We start from the raw sequence: 13,771 nt of genomic DNA on the forward strand, positions 1-13,771 counted from the left end.
CGGGTTGCGATGCAAGCCGCTTTACAGACGGTTTCGAACCCCGGTTAAAAAGGACCTTGACGACCTGCCCCTCTGCCCGAACCGGTCGAACCGTTGACCTGCCATCAACTTCCGGTTTGTCGTAGTTGCGCCTCTCGCCTGCAGCGTCTACAAGGGCCGATCCCCGTTTTTTATAGCCCCAAGGAATGGAGACAGCTCGATGAATCATCCCGACTATCAAGCGCAGGCCGCCGCTCAGGTGCCCGCGTGGGTCCGTCACCGGAAACTGATCGACTGGGTGCAAAAGATCGCCGCCCATACGCAGCCCGACCAGATCGTCTGGTGCGACGGCTCCCAGGAGGAATACGACCGCCTGTGCGCGCAAATGGTCGAGGCCGGCACCATGCGCCGCCTCAATCCGCAAAAGCGCCCGAACTCGTATCTCGCGTGCTCGGACCCGTCGGACGTGGCGCGCGTGGAAGACCGCACGTTCATCTGCGCGCAGAACGAGGACGACGTGGGCCCGACCAACAACTGGATCGCGCCCGCCGAAATGCGCACGACGCTCGACGGCCTGTTCGCCGGCGCGATGCGCGGCCGCACGATGTACGTCGTGCCATTTTCCATGGGCCCGCTCGGTTCGCCGATCGCGCATATCGGCGTCGAACTCTCGGATAGTCCCTACGTGGCCGTGAACATGCGCATCATGACGCGCATGGGCCGCGCGGTGTACGACGTGCTCGGCGAAGACGGCGACTTCGTGCCCTGCGTGCACAGCGTGGGCGCGCCGCTGGCGGCGGGCGAGGCCGACGTGCCGTGGCCGTGCAACAAGACCAAGTACATCGTGCATTTCCCCGAAACGCGCGAGATCTGGAGCTACGGCTCGGGCTACGGCGGCAACGCGCTGCTCGGCAAGAAGTGCTTCGCGCTGCGCATCGCGTCCACCATGGGCCGCGACGAAGGCTGGCTCGCCGAACACATGCTGATTCTCGGCGTGCGTTCGCCCGAGGGCCGCAAATACCACGTGGCGGCCGCGTTCCCCTCGGCGTGCGGCAAGACCAACTTCGCGATGCTGATTCCGCCGCCCGCCATGGACGGCTGGACCATCACGACGATCGGCGACGACATCGCCTGGATCAAGCCGGGCGCGGACGGCCGCCTCTACGCGATCAACCCGGAAGCGGGCTACTTCGGCGTGGCGCCGGGCACGGGCGAGAAGACCAACTTCAACGCCATGGCCACGCTGAAGGAGAACGTGATCTTCACGAACGTCGCGCTCACCGACGACGGCGACGTGTGGTGGGAAGGCATGACCGACGAGGCGCCCGCGCATCTGATCGACTGGCAGGGCAACGACTGGACGCCCGCCATCGGCAAGGAAACCGGCCGCAAGGCCGCGCACCCGAACGCGCGCTTCACGGCGCCGGCCTCGCAATGCCCGTCGATCGACCCCGAATGGGAGAACCCGAAGGGCGTGGCGATCGACGCGTTCGTGTTTGGCGGCCGCCGCTCGACCACGGTGCCGCTCGTGACCGAGGCGCGCGACTGGACCGAAGGCGTCTACATGGCCGCGACCATGGGCTCGGAGACCACGGCCGCGGCGGCGGGCCAGCAGGGCGTGGTGCGCCGCGACCCGTTCGCGATGCTGCCGTTCTGCGGCTACAACATGGCCGATTACTTCGGTCACTGGCTGAAGACCGGCGAGCGCCTCGAGCAACTCGGCGCCGCGCTGCCGCGTATCTTCTGCGTGAACTGGTTCCGCAAGGGCCCGGACGGCAAGTTCGTGTGGCCGGGCTTCGGCGAAAACATGCGCGTGCTCGAGTGGATGGTGCGCCGGATCGAAGGCAAGGCCACCGGCGACGAACACGCGTTCGGCGTCTCGCCGCGTTACGACGACCTCGACTGGCGCGGCCTCGACTTTTCGGCGGAGCAATTCGAGCAGGTGATTTCCGTCGATGCGAACGCCTGGCGCGACGAGCTCGCTTTGCACGCGGAATTGTTCGACACGCTCGCGCAGGGTTTGCCGCCGGTCTTGCTGACTTCGCGCGAAACCCTGCAAGAACGGCTCTGACGATGTAAAAATTATCGGAAAATCACGGTGAGTGTGAGCGCTCACTAACTCGAAAGCCGCCTCCGGGGGGCTTTTTTCTTTTCAGAAACGGATTGCCTGAGTGCGGCGAAAAAGGGTCGCTGTTAGGCGTTTACACCTATATCTCGCTGCGTTGCGCAAAATTGTTTCGTCGAAAGAAACAATAGAGGAGGTCTTAATCCGTTTTAGGGTTCAGTCGAAGAATTTGTAAAGAAATTAAGGGCTTCCGAGGCAACTTATGCACGATTTCTGCTGTCGTAGGAGAATTCGCGGTTTCCTCTGCCGGTTTTCGGCGGACAGCAACAGGCAGGAGTAGTCTCATGGATCATTTGCAGTCGATGCGGGTTTTCGTCCGGGTCGCGGACCTCGGCAGTTTTGCCCGGGCCGCCTCCGCGATGGATATCTCGAATGCGGTTGCGACGCGGCATGTCGCGGACCTCGAAGGCCGTCTCGGTACGCGCCTTCTGAATCGCACGACCCGCAGTCTTTCGCTGACCGAGTCCGGTCAGGTGTATCTCGAGCGCGCCCGCCAGATTCTCGATGAGCTCGAAGATGTCGAGCAGATGGTGGTGGCGCGTAACCACGAGCCCGTGGGCACGCTGCGCATCGTCGCGCCGGTGGTGTTCGGGCTGCACAATCTCGCGCCGGTCCTGCAAACCTACACGCAGCGGTTTCCTCAGGTCATCCCCGACGTCACGTTGGTCGATCGGCAAGTGGATCTCGTCGAAGAAGGGTTCGATCTGGGCGTGGTGGCCGCGCGCCAGATGCGCAGCGCCAGCATCGTCACGCGGCGCCTGACCACGGGCTGCATGACCGTGTGCGCCACGCCCGCGTATCTCGAAACGCACGGCACGCCCACGCGCCCCGAGCAGTTGCTGGAGCATCCGTGTCTCTCGCTGCCCTCGGAATACTGGGGTGACGAACGCGTGTTCACGGGCCCGGACGGTGAAATCCGCGTGCGCCCGAGCAACGTGATCGTCGCGAACAACACCGAGATGCTGCGCCAGTTCGCGCTGCTCGGCATGGGCATCGCGATCCTGCCGAGCTACCTGATCGGCCGTGACATCGAACGTGGCCGCCTCGTGCGTCTGCTCGGCGACTATCGTCTGCCGCAGGTCGAGATCAACGTCGCGTATCCGAGCCGCCGCCATTTGCCGGCCAAGGTGCGCACGTTCATCGACCATCTCGTCGAGCACTTCAGCCAGACGCCGAACAGCCAGCTCGGCGAGCAATGGGTCAAGGACGGCATGGCGCGTCCGTCGCCCGCTCAGGCGCCGGTGCACAGTGGCGCGGCGGCCGTGGAACCGTTCGACGGCGGTCAGCCGGCCGTGTCGCGCCACGAGAGCGAGCACAACGGGTTAGATGCGGAGCGCGCGCCCAAGGCCGCGCGCGCCTCGGCGGCGCGCACGCGCACGTCGGCAATTTCGCCGCTGTAAGCGTAGCGTTCGCGGTGGGTTAGCTTCGGTTAGCCGACGTTAAGTCGATAAAAGGCGCAGCTTCGTGAGAAGCTGCGCCTTTTGCCATGGCTCGAGCGAAAGCTTACGAGCCCGTCTTGCGCGCGGCGGTTTTACGCGCCGCCGTCTTGCGAGCCGGCGCGGCCTTGGCGGCGGCCGTCTTGCGCGCGGGCTTCGCGGTTTGCACCGCTTCGTCCGAACCGGCGTCGGCCGTTTCCGCTGCGTCGTTCGCCGCTTCGCCGGCGCCGGCCTTGGCCGTGGTCTTCTTCGCTGCCGTCTTGGCCGCGGTCTTCGCGCTCGGTTCCTTCTTCTCGAACTCGAAGCCGATCTTGCCGTCCGTCTGCTTGACGAGGAACGCCTTGAAGTTGCGGCCCGTGCGCGACGACTTGAAGCTCGTCAGCAGGTCGGTGCGGCCTTCGGCGAGCAGCTTGGCCATTTGCTCACGCGCGATTTCCTGCTGCAGGATCACTTTGCCCGAGCGGAAGTCGCAGGTTTTGGCCGCGCCCACCGAGTGCTCGCACACGTAGCTCATGCCGTGCTCGTACACGTGGCCCTTGCACTTCGGGCACACGCCCACGGGTTCCTGCTGCGAGAAGTCGGGCGCTTCGCCGTCTTCGCCACCCTGATCCTGGCCGAAATCGAACTCCAGCTTGAAGTTCTTGATGTCGTCGTCGAACGAGAGCTTGAGGATCGCCGAGAACGGCCGGCCCATCTTGCTGCGGAAGCCCGAGAGCGGGCCGATCGTCTTGTTCTGCAGCAGTTCTTCGACTTCGGGGATTTCGAACTGACGGCCGCCCGGAATCTTGGAGATCGAGAACTCGCACTTCGTGCATGCGAAGCGGCGATAGTTTTCCTTCACCTGACCGCCGCAATTCGGACACGGCGTTTCCAGCGTGGCGTAGTCGCCCGGGATCGTGTCCGAGTCGTATTCCTTCGCGCGCTTGACGATGGTCTGCGTCATGCGGGCGATTTCCTGCATGAACGCGTCGCGCGGGAGCTTGCCGCGCTCCATCTGCGAAAGCTTGTATTCCCACTCGCCCGTGAGTTCGGGCGCGGTGAGTTCTTCCACGCCCAGACCGCGCAGCAGCGTCATGAGCTGGAACGCCTTGGCCGTGGGAATCAGCTCGCGGCCTTCGCGCACGAGGTATTTTTCGCCGAGCAGACCTTCGATGATGGCCGCGCGCGTGGCCGGCGTGCCGAGCCCCTTGGCGGCCATGGCCTCGCGCAGTTCTTCGTCGTCGACGAGCTTGCCCGCGCCTTCCATCGCCGAAAGCAGCGTGGCTTCGTTGTAGCGTGCGGGCGGCTTGGTCACGAGCTGGTGCGCCGCGATCTTGTCGGTCTTGACCTTCTCGTCCTTCTTCACCGGCACGAGGTTGGCGTCGTCGCCGCCCGTGTCGCGGCCGTAGATCTGCAGCCAGCCCGCCTCGACGAGTACCTTGCCCTCGGTCTTGAAGTGATGACCCGCGACTTCGGTGATCCGCGTGGTGACGCGGTATTCGGCCGCCGGGAAGAACACGGCGAGGAAGCGCTTCACGACGAGGTCGTACAGCTTCTGCTCGGGCTCCGAGAGGTTCTTCGGCGCTTGCAGCGTGGGGATGATGGCGAAGTGGTCGCTGATCTTCGAGTTGTCGAAGATGCGCTTGTTCGGCTTCACCCAGCCCTTGTCGAGCGCCTGTTTGGCGTACGGCAGGTAGTTGTTGCTTTCCTTGAGCATCGCCATCGTCTCTTTGACGGTGTCGATGTAGTCCTCGGGCAGCGCGCGCGCGTCGGTACGCGGATAGGTGAGCACCTTGTGCTTTTCGTACAGCGCCTGGGCGAGGCCGAGCGTGTTCTTGGCCGAAAAGCCGAAGCGGCCGTTGGCTTCGCGCTGCAGGCTCGTCAGGTCGAAGAGCGCGGGCGAGAGCTGCGTGGACGGCTTCGATTCTTCCGTGACCGTGCCTTCGCGGCCATGGCAGGCCGCGACGATGGTTTCGGCGGCCGGCAGGCTCCAGAGGCGCGAGTCGCGCCGTTCGGGATCGAACTCGTCCTTCTTGAACTTCGGGTCGTACCAGCGGCCTTCGTAGAAGCCGCCCGCGCAGACGAACTCCGCGCGCACTTCCCAATAATCGCGCGGCACGAAACGGCGGATTTTCTCTTCACGTTCGACGACGATCGAGAGCGTTGGCGTCTGAACGCGGCCGACCGTGGTGAGGAAGAAGCCGCCGCCCTTGCTGTTGAAGGCCGTCATCGCGCGCGTGCCGTTGATGCCCACGAGCCAGTCGGCTTCCGAGCGGCAACGCGCGGCGTCGGCGAGCGGCAGCATGTCGTTGTCGCTGCGCAGGTTCGCGAAGCCGTCGCGAATGGCCTGCTGCGTCATCGACTGGAGCCAGAGGCGCTGAACCGGCTGCTTCGCCTTCGCGTGCTGCGCGATCAGGCGGAAGATCAGCTCGCCCTCGCGCCCCGCGTCGCAGGCGTTGATCAGGCGATCGATGTCCTTGCGCTTGAGCAGCTTGGTGAGCACCTTGAGCCGCGATTCGCTCTTGGCGATCGGGTTCAGGTCGAAATGCGGCGGAATGACGGGCAGGTGCGCGAAGCTCCACTTGCCGCGCTTGACCTCGTATTCCTCGGGCGCGGCGATCTCCAGCAGGTGGCCGACCGCCGACGAGAGCACGTAATCGTCGCTCTCGTAGTATTCGTCATGCTTGGTAAAACCGCCCAAAGCGCGCGCGATGTCGTTCGCGACGGATGGCTTTTCGGCGATGATCAGAGCTTTGGACATGACTGGTTGCTAGTGGGTGAATCCGGTTGAGCGCCCCGGCGGCCGGCGCCGGCCGGACAGCCGCCGGGGTTCGGCGCGAGGCTGCAAGGCTGGACGGGGCCGCCCGATAAGGTGGCGGGCGCGTTAACGTCCGCTTTATAGCACATGGCGCGCCGACATCGATTTTTGCGTCGTCGCGCGGCGCGGTCCGTGCCGGCCCCGCTCGGGGCTGCGAGGCGCCCAATCATAAGGGCGCGTCAGGCTGCGCGGCAAGCTGCCGGAACGGTCAGGGCCGGATGCGCGGCGTCGGCCGTGGCGGAGCAAACGCGTTCCGAACCCGGCGCGAGCGCTGGACTTTATGCGGACTGGATTGAAGCCGAACCGTTACGCGACGGCCAGCGCCGGGCGCAATTTCGGTGCGCCGTCCACGCCGGGCAGCGCGGTGAGATCGGCGAGCATGCGTTCGACCACGGCGGCGTGAGGCAGCACGGTCCCGAAGAAACGCGTGGCGTGGCCGTCTTCGATCAGGATGGTCGGGAAGTTTTCGACGTCGAGATCGTCGAACCGGTCGGCGTGGGTTTCGATGTCGATGTAGGCAAAGCAGATCTCGGGATGCTTCTCGGCGATACGGTCGAAGGTTGCCCGGTAATCGCGGCAGGTGCCGCACCACTGCGCGCACAGACAGGCGACGAAGAGCGTGTCGCGATCGCCGATGCGTTCGGCGATCTGGTCGGCGTCGGTGTCGAGATCAAGCGCGGGCATGGTCGTTCCTTGCGGCTCTTCTATATAGAGCGAATGCAGCTGGGGTGGTGCGGGTGGTTGGCGCGAATGTAACACGGCCGCGCGCCGTCAGTGAGAGGCCCGGACGAAGCGGCCGCCGGGCAGCGCGTGCAGATGCCCTCCGAGTTCGAGTTGCAGCAGCGTGGCCTGCAACACCGCTTCGGCCATGTCGGTGCGTTCGGCGAGGATTTCAAGCGTGGCGGGGGCGTAACCGAGCGCGTCGAGCAGGCGTTGGGCCTGCGCGCCGAGGCTGGCGGGGCGCGCCTCGGAGGATGGCGGTTGCTCGCCCGCTTGTGTTTCGACGATGTGGGGCGCGGCGGGCGTGGTGCCGCGATCGCGCGAGAGAGCGTGGCGTTTGCGTGGTTGGGTGCGTTTCTCGCTGCCAGCTGTCCTCGGGCGCGCACGCGCGGTATCGGCGCAAGCGTTGGCACGAGCATCGGCACAAGAATTGGCACAAGCGTTGGCACGAGCATCGGCACAAGAATTGGCACAAGAATTGGCACTAGCGGGCGGATCATTGGCAGGCGCGGTCGCGTCGTCGAACGCCAGCGGCAGCGTCACGCCGCGCGGGCTTCGCGCGACATCGAAGAAAATCGATTGCTTCGGCTCGCGCGGCCGCCGGGGCGCGGCTGGCGCGGTGCGGCCCGGCGTTGCGACGCGCAGCGCTTCGAGCACGTCTGCGGGCGTTTCCACGAGTTGCGCACCCTGCTTGATGAGCCCGTGACAGCCGCGCGTGAGCGGCGCGTGGATCGAGCCCGGCAGCGCGAAGACGTCGCGCCCCATTTCGTTGGCGAGGCGCGCCGTGATGAGCGAACCGGAACGTTGCGCCGCCTCGACCACGATCACGCCTTCCACGAGCGCGGCGATCACGCGATTGCGCTGCGGAAAGTTGGCCGAGCGCGCGGGCGTGCCCAGCGGCCATTCGGAGACGATCGCGCCTAGCGCCGCGATTTGCGTGGCGAGCGCGTGGTGGGCGGCGGGATAAACGAGATCCGCGCCCGTGCCGATCACGGCGACGGTGCGGCCCGCCTGATCGAGCGCGCCGCGATGCGCCGCGCCGTCGACACCCAGCGCGAGCCCGGACACCACCGTGATACCGCTCGCGGCGAGCGCGCGGGAGAAACGCGTGGCGTCTTCGAGCGCCTGCGGCGTGGCATTGCGGCTGCCGACCACGGCCACCGAGCGCGCGTGCAGCAAGTCGAGACGCCCCTTCACGTAAAGCAGCAGCGGCGGATCGGGCATGGCCAGCAGACGCGGCGGATAGGCCGGGTCGGCGAGCGTGACGATCGCGTTGCCGGGCGCGGCGCGCCAGCTTTCCAGCACGTCGAGTTGCGCGGCGAAGTCGGGACCGGGGTCGTCGAGCGCAGCGCGCGCGGCTTCGGCGCCCGCCGCCGCGGCGAGCGCGTGGAACGGTTGCGCGAACAGGTGATGCGGCAGACCGAACGCGCCCAGCAGCGCGCGCAGGGCTGCGGGCTTCAAACCGCGCGCGAAGGCGAGGCGCAGCCAGGCGGCGAGTTCGGTGGGGCTCAGCGGCAACGGTGTCAGCATGGCGTTCTCCGGCCGCGGGCGAATTGCCGCACGCCGTGATAAAATTTTCACTATCCGAAATACAAAGGTGGCGCGTCACGCATGCGGTGCGGGCGCACGCACGTGCTGGCCCAGCGCGTATTCACCGTTGATTTGCGGTCCGTTCGTCCGTATATCTGCTGATATCGGCGCCGTTTGATGGTCGCAATCCCGCGGCGGAGCCGCTAGCTGGCCGAATGGCCAACGTGCGCCCCGCGTGGCGAATGGATGATCGACCTCATCCGCGCATCAACACGCGCACCAACGAGCGGGCCGAAGCGCGGCCCGAACCGCCGAGCACCGCGTACCCGCGCGCCCCGCGCCCTACGAGAACCCCGTCGAACCATGGCTCTACTGAACATTCTTCATTACCCGGACAAGCGCCTGCACAAGGTCGCGCAGCCCGTCGAGAAGGTCAACGACCGTATCCGCAAGCTCGTCGCCGACATGGCCGAGACGATGTACGCCGCGCCCGGCGTGGGCCTCGCCGCCACCCAGGTGGACGTGCACGAACGCGTGATCGTGATCGACGTGTCCGAAACGCACGACGAACTGCTCGCGTTCATCAACCCGGAAATCATCTGGGCGAGCAACGAGAAGGAAGTGCATGAAGAGGGCTGCCTCTCCGTGCCCGGCATCTACGACAACGTCGAGCGTGCCGAAAAAGTGCGCGTGCGCGCGCTGAACGAGAAGGGCGAAACCTTCGAGATCGACTGCGAAGGGCTGCTCGCCGTGTGCATCCAGCACGAGATGGATCACCTGATGGGCCGCGTGTTCGTCGAATACCTCTCGTCGCTCAAGCAGACGCGCATCAAGAACAAGATGAAGAAGCTCGAACGCGCGATGTAACGCGCGCCGCCGTGCCCGTCGCCGTGTCTGGCGATGGGTTTGGCGATGGGTTTGGCGATGGGTTCGCCGATGTGCCCGTCGCCGTGGTGTCGCGACGGACTTTGCAGTTCGCCACGCGGCGCCGCGCCGTTTTTATCGTCACTTCGTCTTGCCCGAGCGCCCATGAGCCACAGTCTTCGCGTCATCTTTGCCGGCACGCCGGAATTCGCCGCCGCGGCGCTCGCCGCGATTCACGAGGCCGGCTTTACCGTGCCGCTCGTGCTCACGCAGCCCGACCGGCCCGCGGGCCGCGGCATGAAGCTGCAAGCGAGCCCGGTCAAGCGCTATGCGCAGGAGCACGGCATCGCGGTCGCGCAACCGCCCTCGTTGCGCCGTAACGGCAAATATCCCGAGGAAGCCGCCGCGGCGCTCGACCTGTTGCGCGCGACGCCGCACGACGTGATGGTCGTGGCCGCCTACGGCCTGCTGCTGCCGCAGGAAGTGCTCGACATTCCGCCGCGCGGCTGCATCAACATTCACGGTTCGATCCTGCCGCGCTGGCGCGGCGCGGCGCCGATCCATCGCGCGATCGAAGCCGGCGATACCGAAACCGGCATCACGCTGATGCAGATGGACGCCGGACTCGACACCGGCCCGATGATCTCCGAAGTGCGCACGCCCATTACCGCCAACGACACCACGGCCACGTTGCACGACCGCCTCGCGCAACTGGGCGCGAAGCTGGTCGTGGAAGGTCTCGTGGCGCTCGAACGCGACGGCGCGCTGCCCAGCACGCCGCAACCGGCCGTTGGCGCGACCTATGCCGAAAAAATCGGCAAGCACGAAGCCGCGCTCGACTGGCGCCGCCCGGCCGTCGAACTCGCGCGCCAGATTCGCGCGTTCGATCCGTTCCCCGGCGGCGCGGCCACGCTCGACGGCGCGCAGCTCAAGCTCTGGGCCGCCGAGCCGGTGGACGGCAAGACCGGCGCGACGCCCGGCGAGATGATTGAAGTTTCGGCGGCGGGTGTGGTGGTTGCGTGCGGCGAGGGCGCGCTGCGCCTCACGCAGCTTCAGAAGCCCGGCGGCAAGCGCCTGCCCGCGCGCGAATTTCTCGCCGGCATGCCGCTCGCGGTGGGCCAGCGCTTCGAGCTGCCCCAATTGCCGGATTCCGCCGATACCCCCGCAGCGTAAACCGGGCGCGATCGCCGCAACAGTCGGCCGTTCGGCCAGGGTGTAGCGTCACGAACGGCGCGTTAAAATCGGTGACGTTTTCGCGGTGTTTCGCGAGTTTTTCGGGTTTTCGCCGTTTCTGAGGTTGTCATGCTTGGTATCACCCATTTCGGTTTCTTCCTCGTCGCCGTCTTTCTGCTCAACCTGACGCCGGGCCCCGACACGGCCTATATCGTCGGCCGCAGCGTCGCGCAGGGCCGTGGCGCGGGCCTCGTGTCCGCGCTCGGCATCTCGGCGGGCTGCTGCGTGCACGCGCTCGCCTGCGCGTTCGGCCTCACGGCGCTGCTGGCGGCTTCGGCCACGGCGTTCACGGTCATCAAGTTCGTCGGCGCAATCTATCTGATGTATCTCGGCGTGCGCCTGATCCTCGCGAAGCAGGACGCGAAGCCTGCCGAAGGCGCGGACCGTGCCGCCGCATCCAGCGCGGCGCGCCCGCTGCGTCAGCTGTTCCTTTCGGGCTTCTGGACCAACGTGCTGAACCCCAAGGTCGTGCTGTTCTTCGTGTCGTTCTTCCCGCAGTTCGTGGGCGCGGAGAGCGAGCACAAGGCGCTCGCGTTCCTGCTGCTGGGCGCCGTGTTCGTGCTGATGAGCACCGTCTGGAACACCTTCGTCGCGTGGATCGCGGGCAGCGTCACGCAGCGCTTCTCGGGCAAGCCGGGCATGAAGAAGTGGATCGACCGCACGGTCGGCGCGGCGTTCTTCGGTCTCGGCGTGAAGCTCGCCACCACCACGCGTTAAGTGCACACAAAAAGTGCACGCGATAAAAGCGAACACCTGAGCGAACACTTCGGCCCAACGCGATTGAATTTTTCGTGGCCGCCCATATCTAACAGATCGCTTACAATGCGCTCGCCCGCGCGCGGCCGACCGGTGGACGGCGGCCAGCGGGCGTCCCACGATTCGATCCCCTTTGGGTGAAGGAGCACAGCATGTTCAACTGGGTCAAAACCGCGATGTTGATGGCCGCGATTACGGCCCTGTTCATCGTGATCGGCGGCGTGATCGGCGGGCATCGTGGCATGATGCTCGCGCTGCTGTTCGCGCTCGCGATGAACTTCTTCTCGTACTGGTTCTCGGACAAGATGGTTCTGCGCATGTACAACGCGCAGGAAGTCGACGAAACCACGGCGCCGCAGTTCTACCGCATGGTCCGCGAGCTGGCCACGCGTGCGCAGATTCCCATGCCGCGCGTCTATCTCATCAACGAAGACGCGCCCAACGCGTTCGCCACGGGCCGCAATCCCGAGCACGCGGCGGTCGCGGCCACCACGGGCATCCTGCGCGTGCTGTCCGAGCGCGAAATGCGCGGCGTGATGGCGCACGAGCTGGCGCACGTGAAGCACCGCGACATCCTCATTTCGACGATCTCGGCCACCATGGCCGGCGCGATTTCGGCCATCGCCAATTTCGCGATGTTCTTCGGCGGCCGCGACGAGAACGGCCGTCCGGCGAACCCCATCGCGAGCATTGCCGTGGCGATCCTCGCGCCCATCGCGGGCGCGCTCATCCAGATGGCGATCTCGCGGGCGCGCGAGTTCGAGGCCGACCGCGGCGGCGCGGAGATTTCCGGCGATCCGCAGGCGCTCGCTTCGGCGCTCGACAAGATCCATCGCTACGCGCAGGGCATTCCGTTCGCCACGGCCGAGCAGCATCCGGCCACGGCGCAGATGATGATCATGAATCCGCTCGCGGGCGGCGGCATCGCGAATCTGTTCAGCACGCATCCGGCCACCGAAGAGCGCATCCGCCGTCTCATGGAAATGGCGTCGACCGGCCGGTATTGAGGGCGGTATTCGCGTCGGCATCCATGGTGACGGCCGCGTGCGGCATCTGAAAAACGCCTCTTCGGAGGCGTTTTTTCATGGCGACGAAAAGCAATGCGCGCGCGTCACGGCGTGACCGTCAAATCGGCATCGCGCGTGCCGCGCGGTTCGGCGGCGAGCATGGCGGGCGCACGCTGCGCGCGCTGACGAAGCGAGGCCAGCGCGAACACGAGATACACGCCGAGCACCCACGCGCCGTCGAGCACGAAGAACCAGCGCGTGAGCACGACCACGATCCACGCGGCGATGAAGGCGGCCGGCACGGCGAAGAAGAACGCACGCTCGCGCGGCGTGTCGCCATGGCGATTGAGGAACAGCGAGGCGAAGCAGCACGCGAAAAACGGCCCAAGATCGTATTCCTTCAAGCGCGGATTCAGCACGATCGCGAACGCGAGCAGGTAGAACAGCTTTCCCGACACATCACCGAAAGCGATCGCGCGCGGCGCGCGCAGCGGGTTGATCGCGTAGACGAACAACGCCGTCACGATGGTCACGTGGACCAGCACGTCGACAAACGGCGGAAGCGCGTGCAGATGCCGTTGCAGCAAGCCCGGCAGCACGAGCCCGGCGTCGTTGCGAACCAGCATCTGCAAGCGCAGCATGGCTTCGAACGCGGCCCACTGCTGCGGCTCGAACACGACCTGTGCGACACCGGCGAGCGCGACGCCCGCCGCCGCGAGCAGTAAGTACCGCGTGGCTTTCGGCAGGAACAGGAACACGAACGCATACGCGAAGAAGTAAATCTTGATCGACGCGAACACGACGATCAGCAGCGCGATCAGCCACGCCAGCGCGCGCGATGCGTCAGTGCCGAGGCCTTCGTCGCGAGACGCCGCGTAGAACAGCGCGACCAGCAGCACGTGCGCGAAGATCGCGAAATTTCCGGTGACGATGCCGCCCACGCCCGCGCCGCCGGTGAGGAAACCCAGCGCGGCCACGAGCCACACGGGCGATCTGCCGATACCCCACAGCGCGCAGCCCAGCGCGGCGGCCGCGAACAGCGCGTAGACGGACGCGAACGGCGCGTGCCCGAACAGGTTCAGGAAGAGGGGCGGATAGACGAACGGCAGTGCTTGCGCGGCGTACGGGTTCGCGCCGGCGTGCAGCCGGGCGAGCGCGTCCACGTAGACGTGATAGTCCCAGAACGGCGCGCGCAGCTTGCCGCGGCCTTGCTGCAAAACGGAGAACATCGCGAGGAAGACCAGAAACGCAATGTCGGTTCGTTTCCCGAATAGCTTCATGATGGCGCTCGCGTCGAACGGTGCAGCCATCATCGGCTGGGCGC

At 66.0% G+C, this 13,771-nt stretch carries 10 protein-coding genes; 6 read left to right on the forward strand and 4 right to left on the reverse strand.

The genetic code is table 11. From position 1 onward, the window contains the following. Positions 1 to 199: 199 nt before the first annotated feature. Both FAZ98_RS00080 and FAZ98_RS00085 read left to right on the forward strand, forming a co-directional pair. Positions 200 to 2,050, forward strand: a complete 1,851-nt coding sequence (locus tag FAZ98_RS00080; protein WP_158947595.1) for a phosphoenolpyruvate carboxykinase (GTP) — start codon at positions 200 to 202, stop codon at positions 2,048 to 2,050. Positions 2,051 to 2,388: 338 nt separating this feature from the next. Then, positions 2,389 to 3,504 carry a LysR family transcriptional regulator gene (locus FAZ98_RS00085; RefSeq protein WP_158947597.1) on the forward strand — a complete coding sequence of 372 codons (1,116 nt, stop codon included), beginning with the start codon at positions 2,389 to 2,391 and terminating at the stop codon, positions 3,502 to 3,504. 103 nt (positions 3,505 to 3,607) lie between these two features. Here the strand turns inward: FAZ98_RS00085 and FAZ98_RS00090 are convergent, their stop codons facing one another. The 3 genes from FAZ98_RS00090 to dprA all read right to left on the reverse strand — a co-directional run bounded on the left by FAZ98_RS00090 (position 3,608) and on the right by dprA (position 8,584). Beyond that, positions 3,608 to 6,280, reverse strand: coding sequence for a DNA topoisomerase III (locus tag FAZ98_RS00090; RefSeq protein WP_158947599.1), 2,673 nt, complete (start codon positions 6,278 to 6,280; stop codon positions 3,608 to 3,610). Between the two features lie 363 nt (positions 6,281 to 6,643). Next, positions 6,644 to 7,021: a thioredoxin family protein gene (locus tag FAZ98_RS00095; RefSeq protein WP_158947601.1), complete on the reverse strand. Its 378-nt coding sequence runs from the start codon at positions 7,019 to 7,021 to the stop codon at positions 6,644 to 6,646. An 87-nt stretch (positions 7,022 to 7,108) separates the two neighbouring features. Next, complete coding sequence (dprA, locus tag FAZ98_RS00100; RefSeq protein ID WP_158951802.1) at positions 7,109 to 8,584, reverse strand: DNA-processing protein DprA; 1,476 nt, start codon at positions 8,582 to 8,584, stop codon at positions 7,109 to 7,111. Between the two features lie 366 nt (positions 8,585 to 8,950). Between dprA and def the strand changes: the two genes are divergently transcribed. The 4 genes from def (at position 8,951) to htpX (ending at position 12,447) form a co-directional block, all read left to right on the forward strand. Next, positions 8,951 to 9,454: a peptide deformylase gene (def, locus tag FAZ98_RS00105; protein ID WP_158947603.1), complete on the forward strand. Its 504-nt coding sequence runs from the start codon at positions 8,951 to 8,953 to the stop codon at positions 9,452 to 9,454. Positions 9,455 to 9,616: 162 nt separating this feature from the next. Then, positions 9,617 to 10,624, forward strand: coding sequence for a methionyl-tRNA formyltransferase (gene fmt / locus FAZ98_RS00110; RefSeq protein WP_158947605.1), 1,008 nt, complete (start codon positions 9,617 to 9,619; stop codon positions 10,622 to 10,624). Between the two features lie 129 nt (positions 10,625 to 10,753). Continuing rightward, the gene (locus tag FAZ98_RS00115; RefSeq protein ID WP_158947607.1) at positions 10,754 to 11,401 is read left to right on the forward strand and encodes a LysE family translocator; all 648 of its coding nucleotides are present in this window, start codon (positions 10,754 to 10,756) and stop codon (positions 11,399 to 11,401) included. Positions 11,402 to 11,592: 191 nt separating this feature from the next. After that, positions 11,593 to 12,447 carry a zinc metalloprotease HtpX gene (gene htpX, locus FAZ98_RS00120; protein WP_158947609.1) on the forward strand — a complete coding sequence of 285 codons (855 nt, stop codon included), beginning with the start codon at positions 11,593 to 11,595 and terminating at the stop codon, positions 12,445 to 12,447. Positions 12,448 to 12,551: 104 nt separating this feature from the next. On the opposite strand, the gene FAZ98_RS00125 is transcribed toward htpX, so the two are convergent. Continuing rightward, positions 12,552 to 13,727 (reverse strand): hypothetical protein, encoded by a 1,176-nt coding sequence (locus FAZ98_RS00125; protein ID WP_158947611.1) that lies wholly within the window; start codon positions 13,725 to 13,727, stop codon positions 12,552 to 12,554. Between the last annotated feature and the right edge of the window lie 44 nt (positions 13,728 to 13,771).

The organism is Paraburkholderia acidisoli, from assembly GCF_009789675.1.
Classification (GTDB): domain Bacteria; phylum Pseudomonadota; class Gammaproteobacteria; order Burkholderiales; family Burkholderiaceae; genus Paraburkholderia; species Paraburkholderia acidisoli.

Coding starts and splice junctions, on each gene's coding strand:
- FAZ98_RS00085 (WP_158947597.1), top strand. CDS start 2,389: ATGGATCATTTGCAGTCGATGCGGGTTTTCGTCCGGGTCGCGGACCTC.
- def (WP_158947603.1), top strand. CDS start 8,951: ATGGCTCTACTGAACATTCTTCATTACCCGGACAAGCGCCTGCACAAG.
- htpX (WP_158947609.1), top strand. CDS start 11,593: ATGTTCAACTGGGTCAAAACCGCGATGTTGATGGCCGCGATTACGGCC.
- FAZ98_RS00090 (WP_158947599.1), bottom strand. CDS start 6,280: ATGTCCAAAGCTCTGATCATCGCCGAAAAGCCATCCGTCGCGAACGAC.
- FAZ98_RS00095 (WP_158947601.1), bottom strand. CDS start 7,021: ATGCCCGCGCTTGATCTCGACACCGACGCCGACCAGATCGCCGAACGC.
- FAZ98_RS00125 (WP_158947611.1), bottom strand. CDS start 13,727: ATGAAGCTATTCGGGAAACGAACCGACATTGCGTTTCTGGTCTTCCTC.
- FAZ98_RS00080 (WP_158947595.1), top strand. CDS start 200: ATGAATCATCCCGACTATCAAGCGCAGGCCGCCGCTCAGGTGCCCGCG.
- FAZ98_RS00115 (WP_158947607.1), top strand. CDS start 10,754: ATGCTTGGTATCACCCATTTCGGTTTCTTCCTCGTCGCCGTCTTTCTG.
- fmt (WP_158947605.1), top strand. CDS start 9,617: ATGAGCCACAGTCTTCGCGTCATCTTTGCCGGCACGCCGGAATTCGCC.